This is a genomic window from Klebsiella sp. WOUb02 (assembly GCF_050058015.1).
Taxonomy (GTDB): Bacteria; Pseudomonadota; Gammaproteobacteria; order Enterobacterales; family Enterobacteriaceae; genus Klebsiella.
In genome coordinates this window covers 58,381-75,127 of sequence record NZ_CP170106.1, presented here as the reverse complement: position 1 = coordinate 75,127, position 16,747 = coordinate 58,381, and the positions used below count along the sequence as shown (strand labels likewise).

The following is a 16,747-nucleotide window of genomic DNA, read 5'->3' as shown; positions in this document are numbered from 1 at the left end:
GCATCATGAGCATTATTTCAACTAAATATCTCCTTCTGGATGCCCAGGCAAAAGGCTATGCGGTGCCGGCATTTAACATTCATAACGCCGAAACGATCCAGGCGATCCTCGAAGTCTGCAGCGCCATGCGATCGCCGGTGATCCTCGCCGGCACGCCGGGCACCTTTAAGCACATCGCGCTGGAGGAGATCTACGCCCTGTGCAGCGCCTACGCCACCACCTACGACATGCCGCTGGCGCTGCATCTCGATCACCATGAATCGCTGGACGATATCCGCCGCAAAGTCAACGCCGGCGTGCGTAGCGCGATGATCGACGGCAGCCACTTCCCCTTTGATGAGAACGTGAAGCTGGTGAAATCGGTCGTCGAATTCTGCCACCAGCATGATTGCAGCGTTGAGGCTGAGCTCGGCCGCCTGGGCGGCATGGAAGATGACATGAGCGTGGATGCGGAAAGCGCGTTTCTGACCGACCCGCAGGAGGCAAAACGCTTTGTCGAGCTTACCGGCGTTGATAGCCTGGCGGTAGCTATCGGTACCGCACACGGGCTCTATACCAAACGGCCAAAAATCGACTTCCAGCGCTTGGGCGAAATTCGTCAGGTGGTCGACGTTCCTCTGGTACTCCACGGCGCCAGCGATGTGCCCGATGAGTATGTGCGTCGCGCCATCGAACTCGGGGTCTGCAAAGTCAATGTGGCAACCGAGCTGAAAATTGCGTTTTCCGGCGCCGTAAAACAGTGGTTTGGCGAACATCCTGATGGTAATGACCCACGCTATTACATGCGTGTCGGGATGGATGCCATGAAAGAAGTGGTAAAAAGCAAAATCAACGTCTGCGGTTCCGCGAATAAATTAGTGACCTGTTCGCCATCCGTTTCGTAAATTAAACATAATTATATTATTTCAACAACGCGTAACTCACAGCCTATATCGGCAGGAATTACTAATATGAGTACTCCAAATATTTTATTAACCCGTATTGATAACCGCCTGGTACATGGCCAGGTTGGCGTCACATGGACATCAACCATTGGCGCTAACTTACTGATTGTCGTCGATGATGACGTCGCAAATGACGATATACAGCAAAAGCTTATGGGTATTACCGCTGATACCTATGGCTTCGGCATTCGTTTTTTCTCTATCGAGAAAACAATCGCGATCATTGCGAAGGCGGCTCCTCATCAGAAGATTTTTCTCATCTGCCGCACTCCGGCCATTGTCAGAAAGCTGATCGAAGGCGGCCTGTCATTGAAAGACGTCAATGTCGGAAATATGCATTTCTCGGAGGGGAAAAAACAGATCAGCAGCAAGGTATATGTCGATGATAGTGATTTAGACGATCTGCGATTTATCAAGCACAGCGGCGTCAATCTATTTATTCAGGACGTTCCTGGTGATGCGAAAGAGGGCATTCCTGATTAATTGCAGAGTCTCGATATTCTAATAGCTAAAGTCACCATTACGAGGCAACAAAATGCACGAAATTACACTCATTCAGGGCATATCCCTAGCCGCGTTAGTTTTTGTTCTTGGGATAGATTTTTGGCTGGAAGCACTGTTCCTTTTTCGTCCGATTATCGTCTGTACTCTTACCGGGGCGATCCTTGGCGATATCCATATCGGTTTGATCACCGGCGGCCTCACCGAACTGGCTTTTGCCGGTCTGACCCCTGCCGGGGGCGTGCAGCCGCCGAACCCTATTATGGCAGGCGTAATGACGACCGTCATCGCCTGGACAACCGGGGTGGACGCGAAAACCGCAATTGGTTTAGGTCTGCCCTTTAGCCTGCTGATGCAGTACGTCATTCTGTTTTTCTACTCGGCATTTTCGCTCTTTATGGCAAAAGCCGATAAGTGCGCGAAAGAAGCTAATACGGCGGCGTTTTCCCGTCTTAACTGGACCACAACGCTCATTGTCGCCTGCTCCTATGCGGTTATCGCCTTTCTCTGTACCTATCTTGCGCAGGGCGCGATGCAGGCGCTTGTAAAAGCCATGCCGGCCTGGCTGACGCACGGTTTTGAAGTCGCCGGCGGCATACTGCCCGCGGTAGGTTTTGGCCTACTGCTACGCGTCATGTTCAAAGCCCAGTACATCCCTTACCTCATCGCCGGCTTCCTGTTCGTATGCTATATCCAGGTCAGTAACCTGCTGCCGGTTGCGGTATTAGGCGCCGGATTTGCGGTCTATGAATTCTTTAATGCCAAAGCTAAAAATGCCGCCCAGGCGACAACCCAGAAAAACGATGCAGAGGATTACAGCAATGGGATCTGAAATCAGTAAAAAAGATATTACTCGCCTGGGGTTTCGCTCCTCTCTGCTTCAGGCCAGCTTTAACTATGAGCGTATGCAGGCCGGTGGGTTTACGTGGGCAATGCTGCCGATCCTGAAGAAGATCTACAAAGGCGACAAAGAAGGCCTCAGCGCCGCCATGAAGGATCATCTGGAATTCATTAACACGCACCCGAACCTGGTAGGCTTCCTGATGGGTCTGCTGATTTCAATGGAAGAAAAAGGCGAAGACCGCAGCACCATCAAAGGGCTGAAAGTCGCGCTTTTCGGACCTATCGCCGGCATCGGCGACGCAATATTCTGGTTCACCCTGTTGCCGATTATGGCCGGGATCTGCTCCTCCTTCGCCAGCCAGGGCAACCTGCTGGGGCCTATTTTGTTCTTCGCGGTCTATCTTGCCATCTTCTTCCTGCGCGTGGGCTGGACGCATGTCGGCTATTCGGTGGGGATAAAAGCGATAGACAAGGTGCGGGAAAACTCGCAGATGATCGCCCGCTCGGCGACGATACTTGGCATCACGGTAATTGGCGGCCTGATTGCGTCCTACGTGCATATTAACGTCGTCACTACCTTTGCCATCGACGCCACGCATAACGTCGCGCTGCAGCAGGACTTTTTCGACAAGGTGTTCCCCAACATCTTACCGATGGGCTACACCCTGCTGATGTATTACCTGCTGCGGGTGAAAAAAGCGCACCCTGTATTGCTGATTGCCGTCACCTTCGTACTGGCGATTCTGGGTTCCGCGCTGGGGATTCTGTAAATGAGCAGGATGACGTTTCAGGAACTGAGCGACTATCGTGCGCTGAGTGAGGAGGTTAGCGAGCGATTGCTGGCGCTCATTCAGCGTAAGCCCGACGCGGTGATTTGTCTGGCGACGGGCGCGACGCCGCTGCTGGCCTATCAAATGTTTGTTGAAAAGGCGCTGGCACAAAAAGTGGATACCAGTCGGGTCATCTTCGTGAAGCTCGACGAATGGGTTGGCCTATCGGCCGATAACCCGGCGACCTGCGAAGCGTTTTTGCGGCAGCAGATTATCCTGCCGCTCGCCGTCACGCCCGATCGCTATATTGCGTTTACTTCCGATAAGGCTGACGAACAGGAATGCCAGCGGGTTGTTGAACAGATTGCGCGCTGTGGCGGTTTAGACCTTTGCCTGTTGGGGATAGGTAAGAACGGCCATTTAGGACTTAACGAACCCGACGACGTCCTGGAGCCCGCCTGCCATATTACCTATCTCGATGAGCGCACCCGCCTGCACGATATGCTGAAACAGACATCAGCGCCCGTCGAGCAGGGGATCACCCTCGGTCTTAGGGATATTCTGGCGGCAAAAGAGGTGTTACTGCTGGTTGCCGGTGAGGGAAAACAGCAGGCGTTCGCCGCGTTGAGAGAAGGAAAGGTATCAACCCGCGTTCCGGCATCGTTCCTGTGGCTACACCCGCAGGCAGCCTGTTTGTACTGCGCAATGTAGGATCAGCCGGGCGGCGCTGCTCCCGCCCGGCTTATTGAATACAGGGCAACCTACTCGCCCTGCTGCTCCAGAGCATGCTTATACAGCGCGTTTTTCTTCACGCCGTGAATTTCAGCGGCCAGCGCGGCGGCTTTTTTCAGCGGCAGCTCCGCCTGCAGCAGGGCCAGCGTACGCAGCGCGTCCGCTGGCAGGGCCTCTTCCTGAGCTTTAAACCCTTCGACGATCAGCACCATTTCGCCTTTACGGCGGTTCTCATCTTCTTTCACCCACGCCAGCAGCTCGCCGATCGGCGCGCCGTGGATCGATTCCCAGGTTTTAGTCAGCTCGCGCGCCAGCACCACGTAGCGGGACTCTCCCAGCACCGTGCAGATATCTTCCAGGCTCTCCAGCAGGCGGTGGGTGGATTCATAGAAAATGATCGTCCGCGGCTCTTCTTCCAGCGCCTGCAACGTATCGCGACGCCCCTTCGACTTTGCCGGCAGAAAACCTTCATAGCAGAAACGGTCCGACGGCAGGCCCGCCGCGCTCAATGCGGCAATCGCCGCGCACGGACCCGGCAGCGGCACCACGCGGATATTGGCTTCGCGGCAGGTGCGCACCAGATGATAGCCGGGATCGTTGATCAGCGGGGTCCCGGCATCGGAGACCAGGGCGATGTTTTGCCCGTCCTGCAGCTTTGCCAGAAGGGTTTCAGCTTTTTGCTGCTCATTATGATCGTGCAGGGCAAATAATCGCGCGTTAATGCCAAAATGCTGGAGCAGTAAACCGGTATGGCGGGTATCTTCAGCAGCAATTAAATCAACGGCCTGCAACACCTCCAGCGCGCGATGCGTGATATCAGACAGATTTCCTATCGGCGTGGGCACAATATAGAGCTGCCCCTGAGAATTATCTGCTGATTCGTGTTGTTTCATTGTCTCGTCCGTATTGCCGAATTAATATTGAGCATTGAGCCAAAAAAATATCACTGGATACATATGGTACCGTCAACATTTCTTCGTTCTAAACCCGCGCGTTGTCTGCCCGTACTGCTGGCCGCTCTGCTCTTCGCTGGCTGCGGCACCCATACTCCGGATCAAAGCACGGCGTTTTTACAGGGCACGGCACAGGCAAACTCCAGTTACTACCTACAGCAAATGCAGCAAAGCGCGAATAATAGCAAGACCAACTGGCAATTACTCGCCATTCGTGCACTGCTGCAGGAAGGCAAAAAGCAGCAGGCCATCGATCTGTTCAACCGGCTGCCGGCTAATCTCGACAAAACGCAGGCTCGCGAGCAGTCGCTGCTGGCGGTAGAAGTTAAGCTGGCTCAGAACGATATCCCGGGCGCTCAGGCGCTGCTGAGCAAGCTCGATCCGGCAAGTTTCGAGACCAACCAGCAGCCCCGCTACTGGCAGGCGCAAATCGATACCAGCCAGGGACGCCCGTCGATTACTCTGCTGCGCGCGCTTATCGCTCAGCAGCCGCTGCTAAGCCAGCCGAAACAGCAGCAGAAGAATATTGACGAAACCTGGAAAGCGCTGACGTCGATGACCCAGGATCAGGCCAACGCGCTGGTTATCAATGCCGACGAGAACGTCCTGCAGGGCTGGCTGGATCTGCAGCGCATGTGGTTTGATAATCGTAACGATCCGACCCTGCTTAAAGCCGGGGTCAAAGACTGGCAGACCCGCTACCCGCAGAACCCAGGCGCGAAGATGCTGCCGACGGCGCTGGTGAATATGCAAAACTATAAGCCGGCATCAACCAATAAAATCGCCCTGCTGCTACCGTTAAACGGCCAGGCCGCGGTATTTGGCCGCACGATCCAGCAGGGGTTTGAGGCGGCGAAAAACGGCGCCCCGGCGGTTGCCGGAAGCGCGGTGCCGGCACAGGTCGCGCAGGCTGCAAACGCCGCCGGTGACGAGGTGATCAGCCCGTCGCAGGCGGAAACCAGCGATCTCACCTCCGCAAACGCCGCTCAGGCGCCGGTACAGACTCCGGCAGCGGACCAGGCAACGCCGCCGGCGACGGCGTCGACCACTGCACAAACCGCGGTACCCGCCGCCGATCCGGCGGCCGCACAGGACGCTACGCCAGCCGTCGCCAGCGCCGCCCCTGCCGACGCCGCTCAGCCGCCGGTGGCTGCGCCGCAGGCCCAGACGGTTGCCTCAACCCCGGCGAACCCGGCCGCCGAACTGAAAATCTATGACACCACCAGCCAGCCGATGAGCCAGCTGCTGGCCCAGGTACAGCAGGACGGCGCGACCATCGTCGTCGGGCCGCTGCTCAAAAACAACGTCGAAGAGGTCATTAAAAGCAACACCTCGCTGAACGTCCTCGCGCTGAACCAGCCGGAAAAAGTCGAGAATCGCGCCAATATCTGCTATTTCGCCCTCTCTCCGGAGGATGAAGCGCGCGATGCGGCACGCCATATTCACGATCAGGGCAAACAGACTCCGCTGCTGCTCGTTCCGCGCGGATCGCTGGGCGATCGCGTGGTCAGCGCCTTTGCCAACGAGTGGCTGAAGATCGGCGGCGGTACAGTTTTACAACAGCGTATTGGCTCAACCTCCGAGCTGAAGTCCAGCGTCAACAGCGGCATCTCGTTGACCGGTAGCCCGGTCTCCACCCTGCCTTCCGCCCAGGATAGCGCGCCGGGCAACCCGAGCGACGTGCCGGTCAGCAGCGGCGGCAGCGTCGATGCCGCCTGGATCCTCGCCACGCCGGAACAAATTGGCTATATCAAGCCGATGATTGCCCTGCGCAACGGCAGCCAAAGCAGCGTGACGCTGTACGCCAGCTCCCGCAGCGCCCAGGGCACCGCGGGCCCGGATTTCCGTCTGGAGATGGACGGCCTGCAGTACAGCGAGATCCCAATGCTGGCCGGCAGCAACCCGGCGCTGATGCAGCAGGCGCTGTCCGCCGTGCGTAACGACTACTCGCTGGCGCGCCTGTACGCGATGGGCGCCGACGCCTGGTCGCTGGCCAACCATTTCTCGCAGATACGTCAGGTACCGGGCTTTGAGCTGAACGGTAACACCGGCGATCTGACGGCCACGCAGGAGTGCGTGATCAACAGGAAACTGTCATGGCTCAAGTACCAGCGCGGACAGATCGTCGCAGCCAACTAACCAAACAAACCGGCGACGCCTGGGAGGCCCAGGCCCGCCGCTGGCTGGAAAGTCAGGGACTGCGCTTTATCGCCGCCAACGCCCGCGAACGGGGCGGCGAAATTGACCTCATTATGCGCGACGGGGCGGTTACCGTATTTGTTGAAGTGCGCTATCGTCGTAGCGCAGGCTACGGTGATGCCGCCTCCAGCGTCACGCTGAAAAAGCAACAACGACTCCTCCATGCCGCGCGTCTGTGGCTCTCCCGACATAATGGGAGCTTTGATACTGTGGATTGCCGTTTCGATGTGGTAGCCTTCACCGGAAACGACATCCAATGGCTGAAAAACGCCTTTGGCGAATAGCGTAAACGAATTTAAGGGATCCCGTGCTCGATAGAATTAAAGCCTGCTTCACTGAAAGCATTCAAACCCAAATTGCAGCAGCGGAAGCACTCCCGGACGCCATCTCCCGCGCGGCGATGACCCTCGTGCAGTCACTCCTCAACGGCAACAAAATCCTCTGTTGTGGCAACGGCACCTCAGCCGCCAACGCACAGCATTTTGCTGCCAGCATGATCAATCGTTTCGAAACGGAACGCCCTGGTTTACCCGCCATTGCACTAAATACCGATAATGTGGTCTTAACGGCAATAGCCAACGATCGCCTGCATGACGAGGTTTACGCCAAGCAGGTGCGCGCGCTTGGGCACGCCGGCGACGTACTGCTGGCGATCTCCACCCGCGGCAATAGTCGGGATATCGTGAAAGCCGTTGAAGCGGCCGTCACTCGCGATATGACCATCGTTGCGTTAACCGGCTATGACGGCGGTGAGCTGGCCGGCCTGCTGGGTCAGCAGGACGTCGAAATTCGCATTCCCTCACATCGCAGCGCGCGTATTCAGGAAATGCATATGCTTACCGTCAACTGTCTGTGTGATTTGATTGATAACACGCTTTTTCCACACCAGGACGAATAAGGAGAACACATGAAGGCTCTCTCGCCCCTCGCCATCCTTCTTTCTGCGCTGCTGCTTCAGGGATGCGTTGCCGCAGCAGTCGTCGGTACGGCAGCGGTCGGCACCAAAGCCGCAACGGACCCGCGGACGGTCGGCACCCAGGTCGATGACAGTACGCTTGAGCTACGCGTCAACAGCGCGTTGTCGAAAGATGAACAAATTAAGAAACAGGCCCGCATTAACGTCACCGCCTACCAGGGCAAAGTGCTGCTGACCGGTCAATCTCCGGTGGCCGATCTCTCCGCGCGCGCGAAGCAAATTGCGATGGGCGTCGAAGGAACCACGGAAGTCTTTAATGAAGTGCGTCAGGGTCAGCCGATAGGCTTAGGGACCGCCTCTTCGGATACCTGGATTACCACCAAGGTTCGCTCCCAGCTGCTGGGCACGGACCAGGTTAAATCCTCCAACGTGAAGGTGACGACCGAGAACGGCGAAGTGTTCCTGATGGGGCTGGTGACCGACCGCGAAGGTCGCGCGGCGGCGGATATCGCCAGCCGGGTAAGCGGCGTTTCTCGCGTCACCACCGCGTTTACCTACCTCAAGTAAGCACCGCATCCCGGGCTACAAACCTTGTGCTTTGTAGCCCGGAAGAACCATCAGAGTAACGCCAGCCCGCCAACAACCGCGCCGCACAGCGCCACCAGCCCGCCGGTCAGCCAAAGGGCCTTCGCCGGAAACGCCTTATGCAGCATAATCAGCGACGGTACGCTGACCGCAGGCAGGGTGATCAGCAGAGCCAGCGCTGGCGCAAACCCCATTCCCGCCAGCATCATGGTCTGTATGATAGGGATCTCCGCCGCCGTCGGGATAACGAACAGGCAGCCGGCTAGCGCCATCGCAATGACCCAGAACAGGGTGTTGCCGACCACGCCGTCGGCGTGCGGGAACAGCCAGACGCGCGCGGCGCCCAGCGCCAGCACCGCCAGAATATAGACCGGGATTGTGTTCCAGAACAGCGTCCACAGCGCCCGTAGCCAGCGGCTGAAAAAACCGCCCTCGGCTATTTGTGGAGAAAGATCGGGCACGGGCGCCGGCTGAGTCGCAGCCTCTTTAACCCATTTTTGTACCAGCGTCGCCACCACCAGCACGGTCGCGAGGCCGGCCACCAGACGAATCAAGGCAAACTGCCAGCCGAGCACAAATCCCATAAACACCAGCGTCGCCGGGTTCAGCAGCGGATTACCCATCCAGAACGCCAGCGCGCCGCCCATCGACACCTGCTGTTTACGCATGCCTGCAGCCACCGGCGCGGCGCAGCAGGTGCACATCATGCCGGGCAGAGAGAAAATCGCTCCCAGTAACGTACCGCGAAAACGCGATTGCCCGAGGGTGCGCAGCAGCCAGTTACGCGGGATCAGCACCTGAATCAGCGACCCCAGCAGCACGCCCAGCACCGCCGCTTTCCAGACCGCCAGGAAGTAGACCAGCGCGTAATCCCACGCGGCTTTTAGCGGATTGCTATCGGCCTGGGCCAGAATAGATTTACCAATGCTGTGCGTTTCTGCGGCGGTGAAAGCCTTACCGTAATAGGGCTGCCATTTGACAAACCACAGACCAACGATGACGACGAGAAAAAAGAGCGCGGGCTTCCACCATTGAAAAGATGGTGCCGCCTGAGATGAAGACTGACCAGTCATAGCATTCCCCAGCAAGAAATGTGGTTAAAAGCGAAGCGCTGAATACTACGCCTCGCCGGCGGCGATTTCACGTAGTTTTGCCGATGGCAGCACGCTGACGCCTTCCTGAGAGGGCGCGAGCGCTGCGCTGAGCATCGCCCGCGCGACGTCGCCGGCGTCGATGGATTTCCAGTTCCCCGGCAGCAGGCGGAACAGCGGCGCCATCAGCGCTTCATTCGCGCGCTTTTTCTCCCGCTCGCCTAACAGCATAGAGGGGCGAAGGATGGTCAGATTCCGCCACGCCTGGGCGCGCAGCGCCTGCTCCATTTCCCCTTTGACGCGGTTGTAGAAAAACAGCGAATGCGGGTTGGCGCCCATGGCGCTTATGACCAGCATATGTTTTGCCCCCAGCCGTAGCCCGGTCAACGCCGTATCCACCACCAGCGTATAGTCCGCATGAATAAAGGCCTCTTTGCTCCCCGCTTCGCGTAGCGTGGTGCCCAGGCAGCAAAAAACGGTGTCGATCGGATCGACGACCTGGGACAGCGCGTCGCTCAGTTGAGGGTCATGGGGATTAAATACGCCCTGCGTCTCCGCCAGCGGGCGGCGAGTGGGCGCGGCTATCGCCGAAATGGTCGGCTCGCGCACCAGCATTCGAAGTAAGTGCCCACCAACCAAACCGGTCGCGCCTGTTATCAGCACCTGGCTCATGATCTCTCCTGAAGTTCCGCCGCGACAGGCGGCGGATAGCTTGAGAAAAAGTATGCAAGAAAAGGGAGGATTTGCACGCTTGCAGGGGGAATTACTCGCCCGCAGCGTCGCGCAGCCAGCGCAGCTTCTTGCCGAAGCCGAGGGTATTGTCGGTAAACTTAATCTCGTCGGGACGGATTTCCCAGACCGCCGCCGGCAGCGAGCGGGCAACCGGAAAGCGCCTCACGTAGCGCTGACGCATCGTCGCCTCTTCATCTCCGTGGAGCCGGCGAATTTCGCCTTTAAACTGAACCCCGCGAATCAGCGCTACGGTTTTCGGCTGGCCGTTCACCGTCCCGGCAACCTTAGCGCGTTCGCCGGTCATTTGCCCGTGACGAGTTTTCTCATCGCTAAGAAGATAAAAGGTCACGTTTTCAGGATCATAAATGTAGAAAGCGTTAGCGCACCAGAGCTCGCCCTCGCTGGCGACGCACCAGGTGACGACGTGCTGTTTGCCCAGCCAGCGGCCAATCGCGGCAAGCGAATCCATCTTTTTTCTCCAGTGTGCTATGGTGCATACACCTTAACATACCGAACTTTGGACCGTGCGCTGGTTTCTCTATCTGATACGTACCGCCGATAATCGCCTCTATACCGGGATTACCACCGACGTCTCTCGTCGCTTTTGTCAGCATCAGGAGGGCAAAGGAGCGAAAGCTCTACGTGGGAAAGGCGCGCTGCAGCTGGCCTTTAGTCAGGAAGTTGGTGAACACTCACTAGCGCTAAGGGTGGAGTATCGTATCAAGCAGCTAACGAAGCGCCAGAAAGAGCGCCTCGTTGCCGGAGATGGTTCGTTTGAAACCCTGCTGGCGAGCCTTAGAAGCGATTGAAGTGGTCGCAGTACTCAACCAGCCCGTGTACCCCTTCCAGCGCGTCATCGGCCAGAGGACGTACCTGAAACGTCTCAGAGGTGTCCGGCCAGCGGCAGCGCAGATCGAAACGCGCGGCCGGTTCAAAGCCCAGGCGGCCGTACAGCGCCGGATCGCCGAGGGTAACGACCGCGGCGTAGCTAAATTCATTCAGCGAATCCAGCCCCTCATAGACCAGCTGACGACCAATCCCCTGGCCGCGGTAGCTTTCATCTACCGCCAGCGGCGCCATGCCAACCCACTGCAGCTCTTCGCCTTCAACGGAGACCGGGCTAAACGCCACGTAGCCAACAACCTGGCCTTCATCGTCCGTCGCCACCACGCCTAGCGTGATCAGGCCATCCTCCCGTAAATCGTGCACCAGCTGCGCCTCAGCATCGCCGTCAAAGGTTCGGCGCAGCAAAGCGTCGATTCCCGGTGCATCAATTCCAATTTCAACTCGAATCAGCATGCCTCACCTACCGATGTCTGTTCAGGTTTCCGCGGGCTGTTTAAGCCTGCTTCAACAAAATCCGCCAGTTGCAGCAGCATTATGCGCAGCGCTTTCGGCATCTGCTCCAGCTCAATGGCATCCATCAGGTTTTTTACGTACAGCCCCAGCTCGGTATCGCCTTCGATAACCAGCCGACGCTGGAAGAATAGCGTATCCGGGTCCTGCTTACGCGCCGCAATCATCAGCAGATCGCTGGCATCAGCGCTAAAGCTGACGTCCGCCTCCGCCGTTGGGCTAACCACCAGCCGACCCTCGTTTACTGAGGTATACCACAGCAGGCCAATATCGCGCACATTAATACTTAGCCAGCGGCCTTCGAGAAAATCCAGTTCTCCATCCGCCAGCGCCTGCCGAAACTGCCAGCTGAGCACCTGTTCCAGCACCTGACGCTTGAGGGCAAAAGGCGCCAGCTTAACCGGCACGCTCATCAAAGACGGACCAAAGTGGACCAGCCGGGAACGCAATTTATCCAACACAAGCTTTACTCCATGAAAGCAACAGTTCCGCTATTGTGCCATATCAAATAAACGACATAGCGGCGTAAATCAACAAAATCACCATGACGGGTACCTATTATTGGCGCCGCCAATACGCTTTTAACTGCCTCAAATCAAAAATTGTCACCAGAAGGTTAACTAAAATCCCTGCTAATTAACCATTCAGCGTCGCCGACAGGCCGCGTTTTGCAGGAAAAATTATGGAGTCTGCTCTGCCCAGCCGGTAACCTCCCGGCGCTTAAGGCGGCCATCGAAAACGGTGCCGATGCCGTGTATATCGGGCTGAAAGATGACACCAACGCCCGCCACTTTGCCGGCCTTAATTTCACCGAAAAGAAGCTGCAGGAAGCCGTCAGCTTCGTCCATCAGCATCGCCGCAAGCTGCATATTGCGATCAACACCTTCGCCCACCCGGACGGCTACGCCCGCTGGCAGCGTGCGGTGGATATGGCCGCTCAGCTGGGGGCCGATGCCCTGATCCTCGCCGATATCGCCATGCTGGAATATGCCGCCGAGCGCTATCCAAATATTGAGCGTCACGTTTCGGTTCAGGCGTCGGCGACCAACGAGGAGGCGGTGCGCTTCTACCACCGCAATTTCGACGTCGCCCGCGTGGTGCTGCCGCGCGTGCTCTCCATCCACCAGGTCAAGCAGCTGGCGCGCGTTACCCCGGTCCCGCTGGAGGTCTTCGCCTTCGGCAGCCTGTGCATTATGGCGGAAGGCCGCTGCTATCTCTCCTCGTATCTGACCGGCGAGTCGCCGAATACCGTCGGCGCCTGTTCGCCCGCGCGCTTCGTTCGCTGGCAGCAGACTCCGCAGGGCCTGGAGTCGCGCCTTAACGAAGTCCTGATTGACCGCTATCAGGACGGCGAGAACGCCGGCTACCCCACCCTGTGCAAAGGCCGCTATCTGGTGGACGGCGAGCGCTATCACGCGCTGGAAGAGCCCACCAGCCTGAATACCCTTGAGCTGCTGCCGGAGCTGATAGCGGCGAATATTGCCTCGGTAAAAATTGAGGGCCGCCAGCGCAGCCCGGCCTACGTCACCCAGGTCGCGAAGGTCTGGCGTCAGGCAATCGACCGCTGCAAGGCCTCTCCGCAGGATTTTGTCCCACAATCCGCATGGATGGAGACTCTCGGCGCAATGTCCGAGGGGACGCAAACCACCCTTGGCGCATATCACCGTAAATGGCAGTGAGAAACGTGATGAAATATTCATTAGGGCCGGTGCTGTACTACTGGCCAAAAGAGACGCTGGAAGACTTTTACCAGCAGGCGGCAGGCTGTAGCGCCGATACGATTTATCTCGGCGAAGCGGTGTGCAGCAAGCGCCGCGCGACCAAAGTCGGCGACTGGATCGATATGGCGAAAACGCTGGCGGCCAGCGGTAAGCAGGTGATCCTCTCAACCCTCGCCCTGGTTCAGGCCTCCTCTGAGCTGGGGGAGCTAAAACGCTACGTCGAGAACGGCGAGTTTTTGATTGAGGCCAGCGATCTGGGCGTCGTCAATATGTGCGCTGAGCGTAAGCTGCCGTTTGTCGCCGGCCATGCGCTCAACTGCTATAACGCCGTGACCCTGCGTCTGCTGCTCAGGCAGGGAATGGTACGCTGGTGCATGCCGGTCGAGCTTTCCCGCGACTGGCTGATGAACCTGTTGACGCAGTGTGAGGAGCTGGGGATCCGCGAACGGTTCGAGGTTGAGGTGCTGAGCTATGGCCATCTGCCGCTGGCCTACTCCGCGCGCTGCTTTACCGCCCGCTCGGAGGACAAACCGAAGGATGAGTGTGAAACCTGCTGTATCAAATACCCCAACGGCCGCGACGTGCTGTCGCAGGAAAACCAGCAGGTGTTCGTGCTCAACGGTATTCAGACCATGAGCGGATACGTCTATAACCTCGGTAACGAGCTGGCGTCAATGCGCGGTCTGGTCGATATTGTTCGCCTGTCGCCGCTGGATAACGGCATCTTTGCCATGCTCGACGCCTTCCGGGCCAACGAAGGCGGCGCCTCGCCGCTGCCGCTTACCGCCAACAGCGAGTGCAATGGTTACTGGAAGCGGCTGGCCGGGCTGGAATTACAGAGTTGATAAACCGCTCGCTTTGTTAATAGCTATCGTCGCTTTTTAATGCACTATTGAAGCCGCAGCTTTTCTGGCCGGCGCGTCCCAAATGCGCCAGGCTGGAAGAAGACCTTCAATCTGATGACGATGCTGTAGCAAAGTGAGCTTTTATGACTGACAAATCCGTTCAATTCTCGGTGCTCGATCTGGCGCCGATCCCGCAGGGTTCTTCGGCGAAAGAAGCCTTCGCCCACTCGTTAGACCTGGCGCAGCTGGCTGAAAAACGCGGCTATCACCGCTACTGGCTGGCGGAACACCATAATATGGTCGGTATTGCCAGCGCCGCGACCTCGGTGCTGATCGGCTATCTGGCGGCCAACACCCACACCCTGCGCCTCGGTTCCGGCGGCGTGATGCTGCCCAACCACTCGCCGCTGGTGATTGCCGAACAGTTTGGTACGCTGAACACCCTCTACCCTGGCCGCATCGACCTCGGTCTTGGCCGCGCCCCGGGCAGCGATCAGCCCACCATGCGCGCGCTGCGCCGCCATATGAGCGGTGACGTCGATAACTTCCCGCGCGATGTTGCGGAGCTGGTTGACTGGTTCGATGCCCGTGACCCCAATCCGCACGTGCGTCCGGTGCCCGGCTATGGCGAGCAGATCCCGGTATGGCTGCTGGGCTCCAGCCTCTACGGCGCCCAGCTGGCCGCGCAGCTCGGCCTGCCGTTCGCCTTTGCTTCGCACTTTGCGCCGGATATGCTGTTCCAGGCCCTGCACCTCTACCGTACTCATTTCAAACCCTCCGCGCGGCTGGAAAAACCGTATGCGATGGTGTGCATCAATATTGTTGCCGCCGACAGCAACCGCGATGCGGAGTTTCTGTTCACCTCCATGCAGCAGGCTTTCGCTAAGCTACGCCGCGGTGAAACCGGCCAGCTGCCGCCGCCGGTGGAGAATATGCACCAGCTGTGGTCCGCCTCCGAGCAATACGGCGTACAGCAGGCGCTGAGTATGTCTGTGGTAGGGGATAAAGCGAAGGTACGTCACGGTCTGGAGTCGATATTGCGCGAAACCCAGGCCGACGAACTGATGGTTAACGGCCAGATTTTCGATCATCAGGCGCGCCTGCACTCGTTTGAGCTGGCGATGCAGGTGAAAGAGGAGCTATTGGGCTAACCTCTGCCCCGCTTCCCGGCCGAGGGTAGCCCAGCCGGGAAGCTGACGAATTTATTGATAAACCGGCAGTAGGTTAAAGCTCGATAAGAAGTGTACGACAACGTTGCCGACGCCGAATAGCAGGATCAGCGCAATCATCGGCTTTCCGCCCCAAACGCGGAATTGTGGGCTGCCGAAGCGTTTACGCGACGCGCGGGCCAGCAGAGCCGGGACGATTGCCGCCCAGATCGTAGCCGCCAGTCCCGCATAGCCGATGGCATACAGGAAGCCGTTCGGCCACAGCAGGCCACCGATAACCGGCGGGACAAAGGTCATGATCGCGGTCTTAAAGCGCCCCAGCGCAGAATCGTCAAAACCGAACAGATCCGCCAGATAGTCAAACAGTCCCAGCGTCACCCCAAGGAACGAACTGGCTACCGCAAAGTTTGAGAACACCACCAGCAGTAGATCCAGGCTGCGGCTGTTCAGCACGCCGCTCAGCGCCTGCACCAGCACATCAATGTTACCGCCCTTCTGCGCGATGCCGATAAACTCCGCGCGCGGGATATTGCCCATCGTCACCAGCAGCCAGATAACGTACAGCCCCAACGCCAGCAGCGTGCCGTAGACCAGGCAGCGGGTAATGGTGCGGGGATCTTTGCCGTAGTACTTCATCAGGCTGGGGACGTTGCCGTGATAGCCGAAGGATGCCAGGCAGAACGGCAGGGTCATCAGCAGGTACGGCATATAGGATGCGTTTTGTTCGGCAACGTTAAACAGCGTCGTCGGCTGTACGTGCCCCAGCAGGCTCCCGAAGGTCAGGAAGAACGTAATGACCTTCGCCCCCAGCACAATCGCCGTCATTCGGCTTACCGCTTTGGTGCTCAGCCAGACGACAAACGCCACCAGCAGGGCAAAGCCAAATCCGGCCGCCCGCGCCGGAACGTTGAGCGACATCTCGGAAAAGGTATGATGCAGAATTGAGCCGCTGGCCGAGATGTAGGCGTAGGTCAGAATATAGAGCACGAAGGCAATCGACACGCCGTTAATCAGGTTCCAGCCTTTGCCAAGCAGATCTTTGGTGATGGTATCGAAGCTGGAACCAATGCGGTAATTCAGGTTGGCTTCCAGAATCATCAGCCCGGAATGCAGCATGCAGAACCAGGTGAAAACCAGCGCCGCCAGCGACCAGAAGAACCACGCGCCGGACATAACTACCGGCAGCGAGAACATGCCCGCGCCAATAATGGTTCCGCCGATAATCACCACGCCGCCGAATAGGGACGGACGCGATACCGTAGTGGTTAGTGTCGCCATTTAGCGTAATCTCCAGTCAATAATACTTTGCTTATCGTTAGCGTGCAGCACTGTACCAGTACACGAGTACGATTGAAATAAAAAAAGCCCCAATCGTTAAGATCGGGGCTGT

The 16,747-nt window shown here is 57.9% G+C and carries 20 protein-coding genes; 13 read left to right on the top strand and 7 right to left on the bottom strand.

Annotated features, from left to right (window positions below; translation table 11 throughout):
- Positions 1–5 precede the first annotated feature (5 nt).
- The 5 genes from kbaY (at position 6) to ABOC21_RS02405 (ending at position 3,769) form a co-directional block, all read left to right on the top strand.
- On the top strand, positions 6–884 hold the full coding sequence (gene kbaY, locus ABOC21_RS02425) for a tagatose-bisphosphate aldolase subunit KbaY (protein ID WP_426812314.1): 879 nt from the start codon (positions 6–8) through the stop codon (positions 882–884).
- A gap of 66 nt (positions 885–950) precedes the next feature.
- Positions 951–1,427 carry a PTS galactosamine transporter subunit IIB gene (gene agaB, locus ABOC21_RS02420; RefSeq protein ID WP_426812313.1) on the top strand — a complete coding sequence of 159 codons (477 nt, stop codon included), beginning with the start codon at positions 951–953 and terminating at the stop codon, positions 1,425–1,427.
- A 52-nt stretch (positions 1,428–1,479) separates the two neighbouring features.
- Positions 1,480–2,277, top strand: a complete 798-nt coding sequence (gene agaC / locus ABOC21_RS02415; protein ID WP_426812312.1) for a PTS galactosamine transporter subunit IIC — start codon at positions 1,480–1,482, stop codon at positions 2,275–2,277.
- Positions 2,267–3,058 carry a PTS galactosamine transporter subunit IID gene (agaD, locus tag ABOC21_RS02410; RefSeq protein WP_095099821.1) on the top strand — a complete coding sequence of 264 codons (792 nt, stop codon included), beginning with the start codon at positions 2,267–2,269 and terminating at the stop codon, positions 3,056–3,058. Before agaC ends, agaD begins: the two co-directional genes overlap by 11 nt.
- Positions 3,059–3,769: a galactosamine-6-phosphate isomerase gene (locus ABOC21_RS02405; protein ID WP_426812311.1), complete on the top strand. Its 711-nt coding sequence runs from the start codon at positions 3,059–3,061 to the stop codon at positions 3,767–3,769.
- A gap of 50 nt (positions 3,770–3,819) precedes the next feature.
- On the opposite strand, the gene rsmI is transcribed toward ABOC21_RS02405, so the two are convergent.
- Positions 3,820–4,683, bottom strand: coding sequence for a 16S rRNA (cytidine(1402)-2'-O)-methyltransferase (gene rsmI / locus ABOC21_RS02400; RefSeq protein WP_426812310.1), 864 nt, complete (start codon positions 4,681–4,683; stop codon positions 3,820–3,822).
- Positions 4,684–4,746: 63 nt separating this feature from the next.
- Here rsmI and ABOC21_RS02395 point away from each other — a divergent pair, with 63 nt between their 5' ends.
- From ABOC21_RS02395 to dolP, 4 genes are read left to right on the top strand one after another with little or no spacing between them, the layout of a single operon-like run.
- Positions 4,747–6,882, top strand: a complete 2,136-nt coding sequence (locus tag ABOC21_RS02395; protein ID WP_426812309.1) for a penicillin-binding protein activator — start codon at positions 4,747–4,749, stop codon at positions 6,880–6,882.
- Positions 6,840–7,226 carry a YraN family protein gene (locus ABOC21_RS02390; protein ID WP_426812308.1) on the top strand — a complete coding sequence of 129 codons (387 nt, stop codon included), beginning with the start codon at positions 6,840–6,842 and terminating at the stop codon, positions 7,224–7,226. The genes ABOC21_RS02395 and ABOC21_RS02390 overlap by 43 nt, the downstream gene beginning before the upstream one ends.
- Before the next feature lie 23 nt (positions 7,227–7,249).
- Positions 7,250–7,840, top strand: a complete 591-nt coding sequence (diaA, locus tag ABOC21_RS02385; protein ID WP_041147373.1) for a DnaA initiator-associating protein DiaA — start codon at positions 7,250–7,252, stop codon at positions 7,838–7,840.
- 9 nt (positions 7,841–7,849) lie between these two features.
- On the top strand, positions 7,850–8,425 hold the full coding sequence (gene dolP / locus ABOC21_RS02380) for a division/outer membrane stress-associated lipid-binding lipoprotein (RefSeq protein WP_041147374.1): 576 nt from the start codon (positions 7,850–7,852) through the stop codon (positions 8,423–8,425).
- A 50-nt stretch (positions 8,426–8,475) separates the two neighbouring features.
- On the opposite strand, the gene ABOC21_RS02375 is transcribed toward dolP, so the two are convergent.
- The 3 genes from ABOC21_RS02375 to ABOC21_RS02365 form a co-directional block, all read right to left on the bottom strand.
- Positions 8,476–9,516 (bottom strand): permease, encoded by a 1,041-nt coding sequence (locus tag ABOC21_RS02375; protein WP_426812307.1) that lies wholly within the window; start codon positions 9,514–9,516, stop codon positions 8,476–8,478.
- Between the two features lie 45 nt (positions 9,517–9,561).
- On the bottom strand, positions 9,562–10,206 hold the full coding sequence (locus tag ABOC21_RS02370) for an NAD(P)H-binding protein (RefSeq protein WP_426812306.1): 645 nt from the start codon (positions 10,204–10,206) through the stop codon (positions 9,562–9,564).
- A 91-nt stretch (positions 10,207–10,297) separates the two neighbouring features.
- Positions 10,298–10,735, bottom strand: coding sequence for a YhbP family protein (locus ABOC21_RS02365; RefSeq protein WP_426812305.1), 438 nt, complete (start codon positions 10,733–10,735; stop codon positions 10,298–10,300).
- Positions 10,736–10,790: 55 nt separating this feature from the next.
- Between ABOC21_RS02365 and ABOC21_RS02360 the strand changes: the two genes are divergently transcribed.
- Positions 10,791–11,075, top strand: coding sequence for a GIY-YIG nuclease family protein (locus ABOC21_RS02360; RefSeq protein ID WP_426812304.1), 285 nt, complete (start codon positions 10,791–10,793; stop codon positions 11,073–11,075).
- On the opposite strand, the gene ABOC21_RS02355 is transcribed toward ABOC21_RS02360, so the two are convergent.
- Both ABOC21_RS02355 and ubiT read right to left on the bottom strand, forming a co-directional pair.
- The gene (locus tag ABOC21_RS02355) at positions 11,062–11,565 is read right to left on the bottom strand and encodes a GNAT family N-acetyltransferase (protein ID WP_426812303.1); all 504 of its coding nucleotides are present in this window, start codon (positions 11,563–11,565) and stop codon (positions 11,062–11,064) included. The genes ABOC21_RS02360 and ABOC21_RS02355 overlap by 14 nt on opposite strands.
- The gene (ubiT, locus tag ABOC21_RS02350) at positions 11,559–12,083 is read right to left on the bottom strand and encodes a ubiquinone anaerobic biosynthesis accessory factor UbiT (RefSeq protein ID WP_095099851.1); all 525 of its coding nucleotides are present in this window, start codon (positions 12,081–12,083) and stop codon (positions 11,559–11,561) included. Before ubiT ends, ABOC21_RS02355 begins: the two co-directional genes overlap by 7 nt.
- Positions 12,084–12,311: 228 nt before the next feature.
- Between ubiT and ubiU the strand changes: the two genes are divergently transcribed.
- The 3 genes from ubiU (at position 12,312) to ABOC21_RS02335 (ending at position 15,339) form a co-directional block, all read left to right on the top strand.
- Positions 12,312–13,301 (top strand): ubiquinone anaerobic biosynthesis protein UbiU, encoded by a 990-nt coding sequence (ubiU, locus tag ABOC21_RS02345; RefSeq protein ID WP_426812581.1) that lies wholly within the window; start codon positions 12,312–12,314, stop codon positions 13,299–13,301.
- 8 nt (positions 13,302–13,309) lie between these two features.
- Positions 13,310–14,188, top strand: coding sequence for a U32 family peptidase (locus ABOC21_RS02340; RefSeq protein ID WP_426812302.1), 879 nt, complete (start codon positions 13,310–13,312; stop codon positions 14,186–14,188).
- Between the two features lie 143 nt (positions 14,189–14,331).
- Positions 14,332–15,339, top strand: coding sequence for a luciferase-like monooxygenase (locus ABOC21_RS02335; RefSeq protein ID WP_426812301.1), 1,008 nt, complete (start codon positions 14,332–14,334; stop codon positions 15,337–15,339).
- A gap of 51 nt (positions 15,340–15,390) precedes the next feature.
- Here ABOC21_RS02335 and mtr read toward each other — a convergent pair whose 3' ends face one another.
- Positions 15,391–16,635, bottom strand: coding sequence for a tryptophan permease (mtr, locus tag ABOC21_RS02330; RefSeq protein WP_426812300.1), 1,245 nt, complete (start codon positions 16,633–16,635; stop codon positions 15,391–15,393).
- Positions 16,636–16,747 lie beyond the last annotated feature (112 nt).

Excerpts from the sequence above, each read along its gene's own strand:
- kbaY (WP_426812314.1), top strand. The coding sequence starts at position 6 with ATGAGCATTATTTCAACTAAATATCTCCTTCTGGATGCCCAGGCAAAA.
- agaB (WP_426812313.1), top strand. The coding sequence starts at position 951 with ATGAGTACTCCAAATATTTTATTAACCCGTATTGATAACCGCCTGGTA.
- agaC (WP_426812312.1), top strand. The coding sequence starts at position 1,480 with ATGCACGAAATTACACTCATTCAGGGCATATCCCTAGCCGCGTTAGTT.
- agaD (WP_095099821.1), top strand. The coding sequence starts at position 2,267 with ATGGGATCTGAAATCAGTAAAAAAGATATTACTCGCCTGGGGTTTCGC.
- ABOC21_RS02405 (WP_426812311.1), top strand. The coding sequence starts at position 3,059 with ATGAGCAGGATGACGTTTCAGGAACTGAGCGACTATCGTGCGCTGAGT.
- rsmI (WP_426812310.1), bottom strand. The coding sequence starts at position 4,683 with ATGAAACAACACGAATCAGCAGATAATTCTCAGGGGCAGCTCTATATT.
- ABOC21_RS02395 (WP_426812309.1), top strand. The coding sequence starts at position 4,747 with ATGGTACCGTCAACATTTCTTCGTTCTAAACCCGCGCGTTGTCTGCCC.
- ABOC21_RS02390 (WP_426812308.1), top strand. The coding sequence starts at position 6,840 with ATGGCTCAAGTACCAGCGCGGACAGATCGTCGCAGCCAACTAACCAAA.
- dolP (WP_041147374.1), top strand. The coding sequence starts at position 7,850 with ATGAAGGCTCTCTCGCCCCTCGCCATCCTTCTTTCTGCGCTGCTGCTT.
- ABOC21_RS02375 (WP_426812307.1), bottom strand. The coding sequence starts at position 9,516 with ATGACTGGTCAGTCTTCATCTCAGGCGGCACCATCTTTTCAATGGTGG.
- ABOC21_RS02370 (WP_426812306.1), bottom strand. The coding sequence starts at position 10,206 with ATGAGCCAGGTGCTGATAACAGGCGCGACCGGTTTGGTTGGTGGGCAC.
- ABOC21_RS02365 (WP_426812305.1), bottom strand. The coding sequence starts at position 10,735 with ATGGATTCGCTTGCCGCGATTGGCCGCTGGCTGGGCAAACAGCACGTC.
- ABOC21_RS02355 (WP_426812303.1), bottom strand. The coding sequence starts at position 11,565 with ATGCTGATTCGAGTTGAAATTGGAATTGATGCACCGGGAATCGACGCT.
- ABOC21_RS02340 (WP_426812302.1), top strand. The coding sequence starts at position 13,310 with ATGAAATATTCATTAGGGCCGGTGCTGTACTACTGGCCAAAAGAGACG.
- ABOC21_RS02335 (WP_426812301.1), top strand. The coding sequence starts at position 14,332 with ATGACTGACAAATCCGTTCAATTCTCGGTGCTCGATCTGGCGCCGATC.
- mtr (WP_426812300.1), bottom strand. The coding sequence starts at position 16,635 with ATGGCGACACTAACCACTACGGTATCGCGTCCGTCCCTATTCGGCGGC.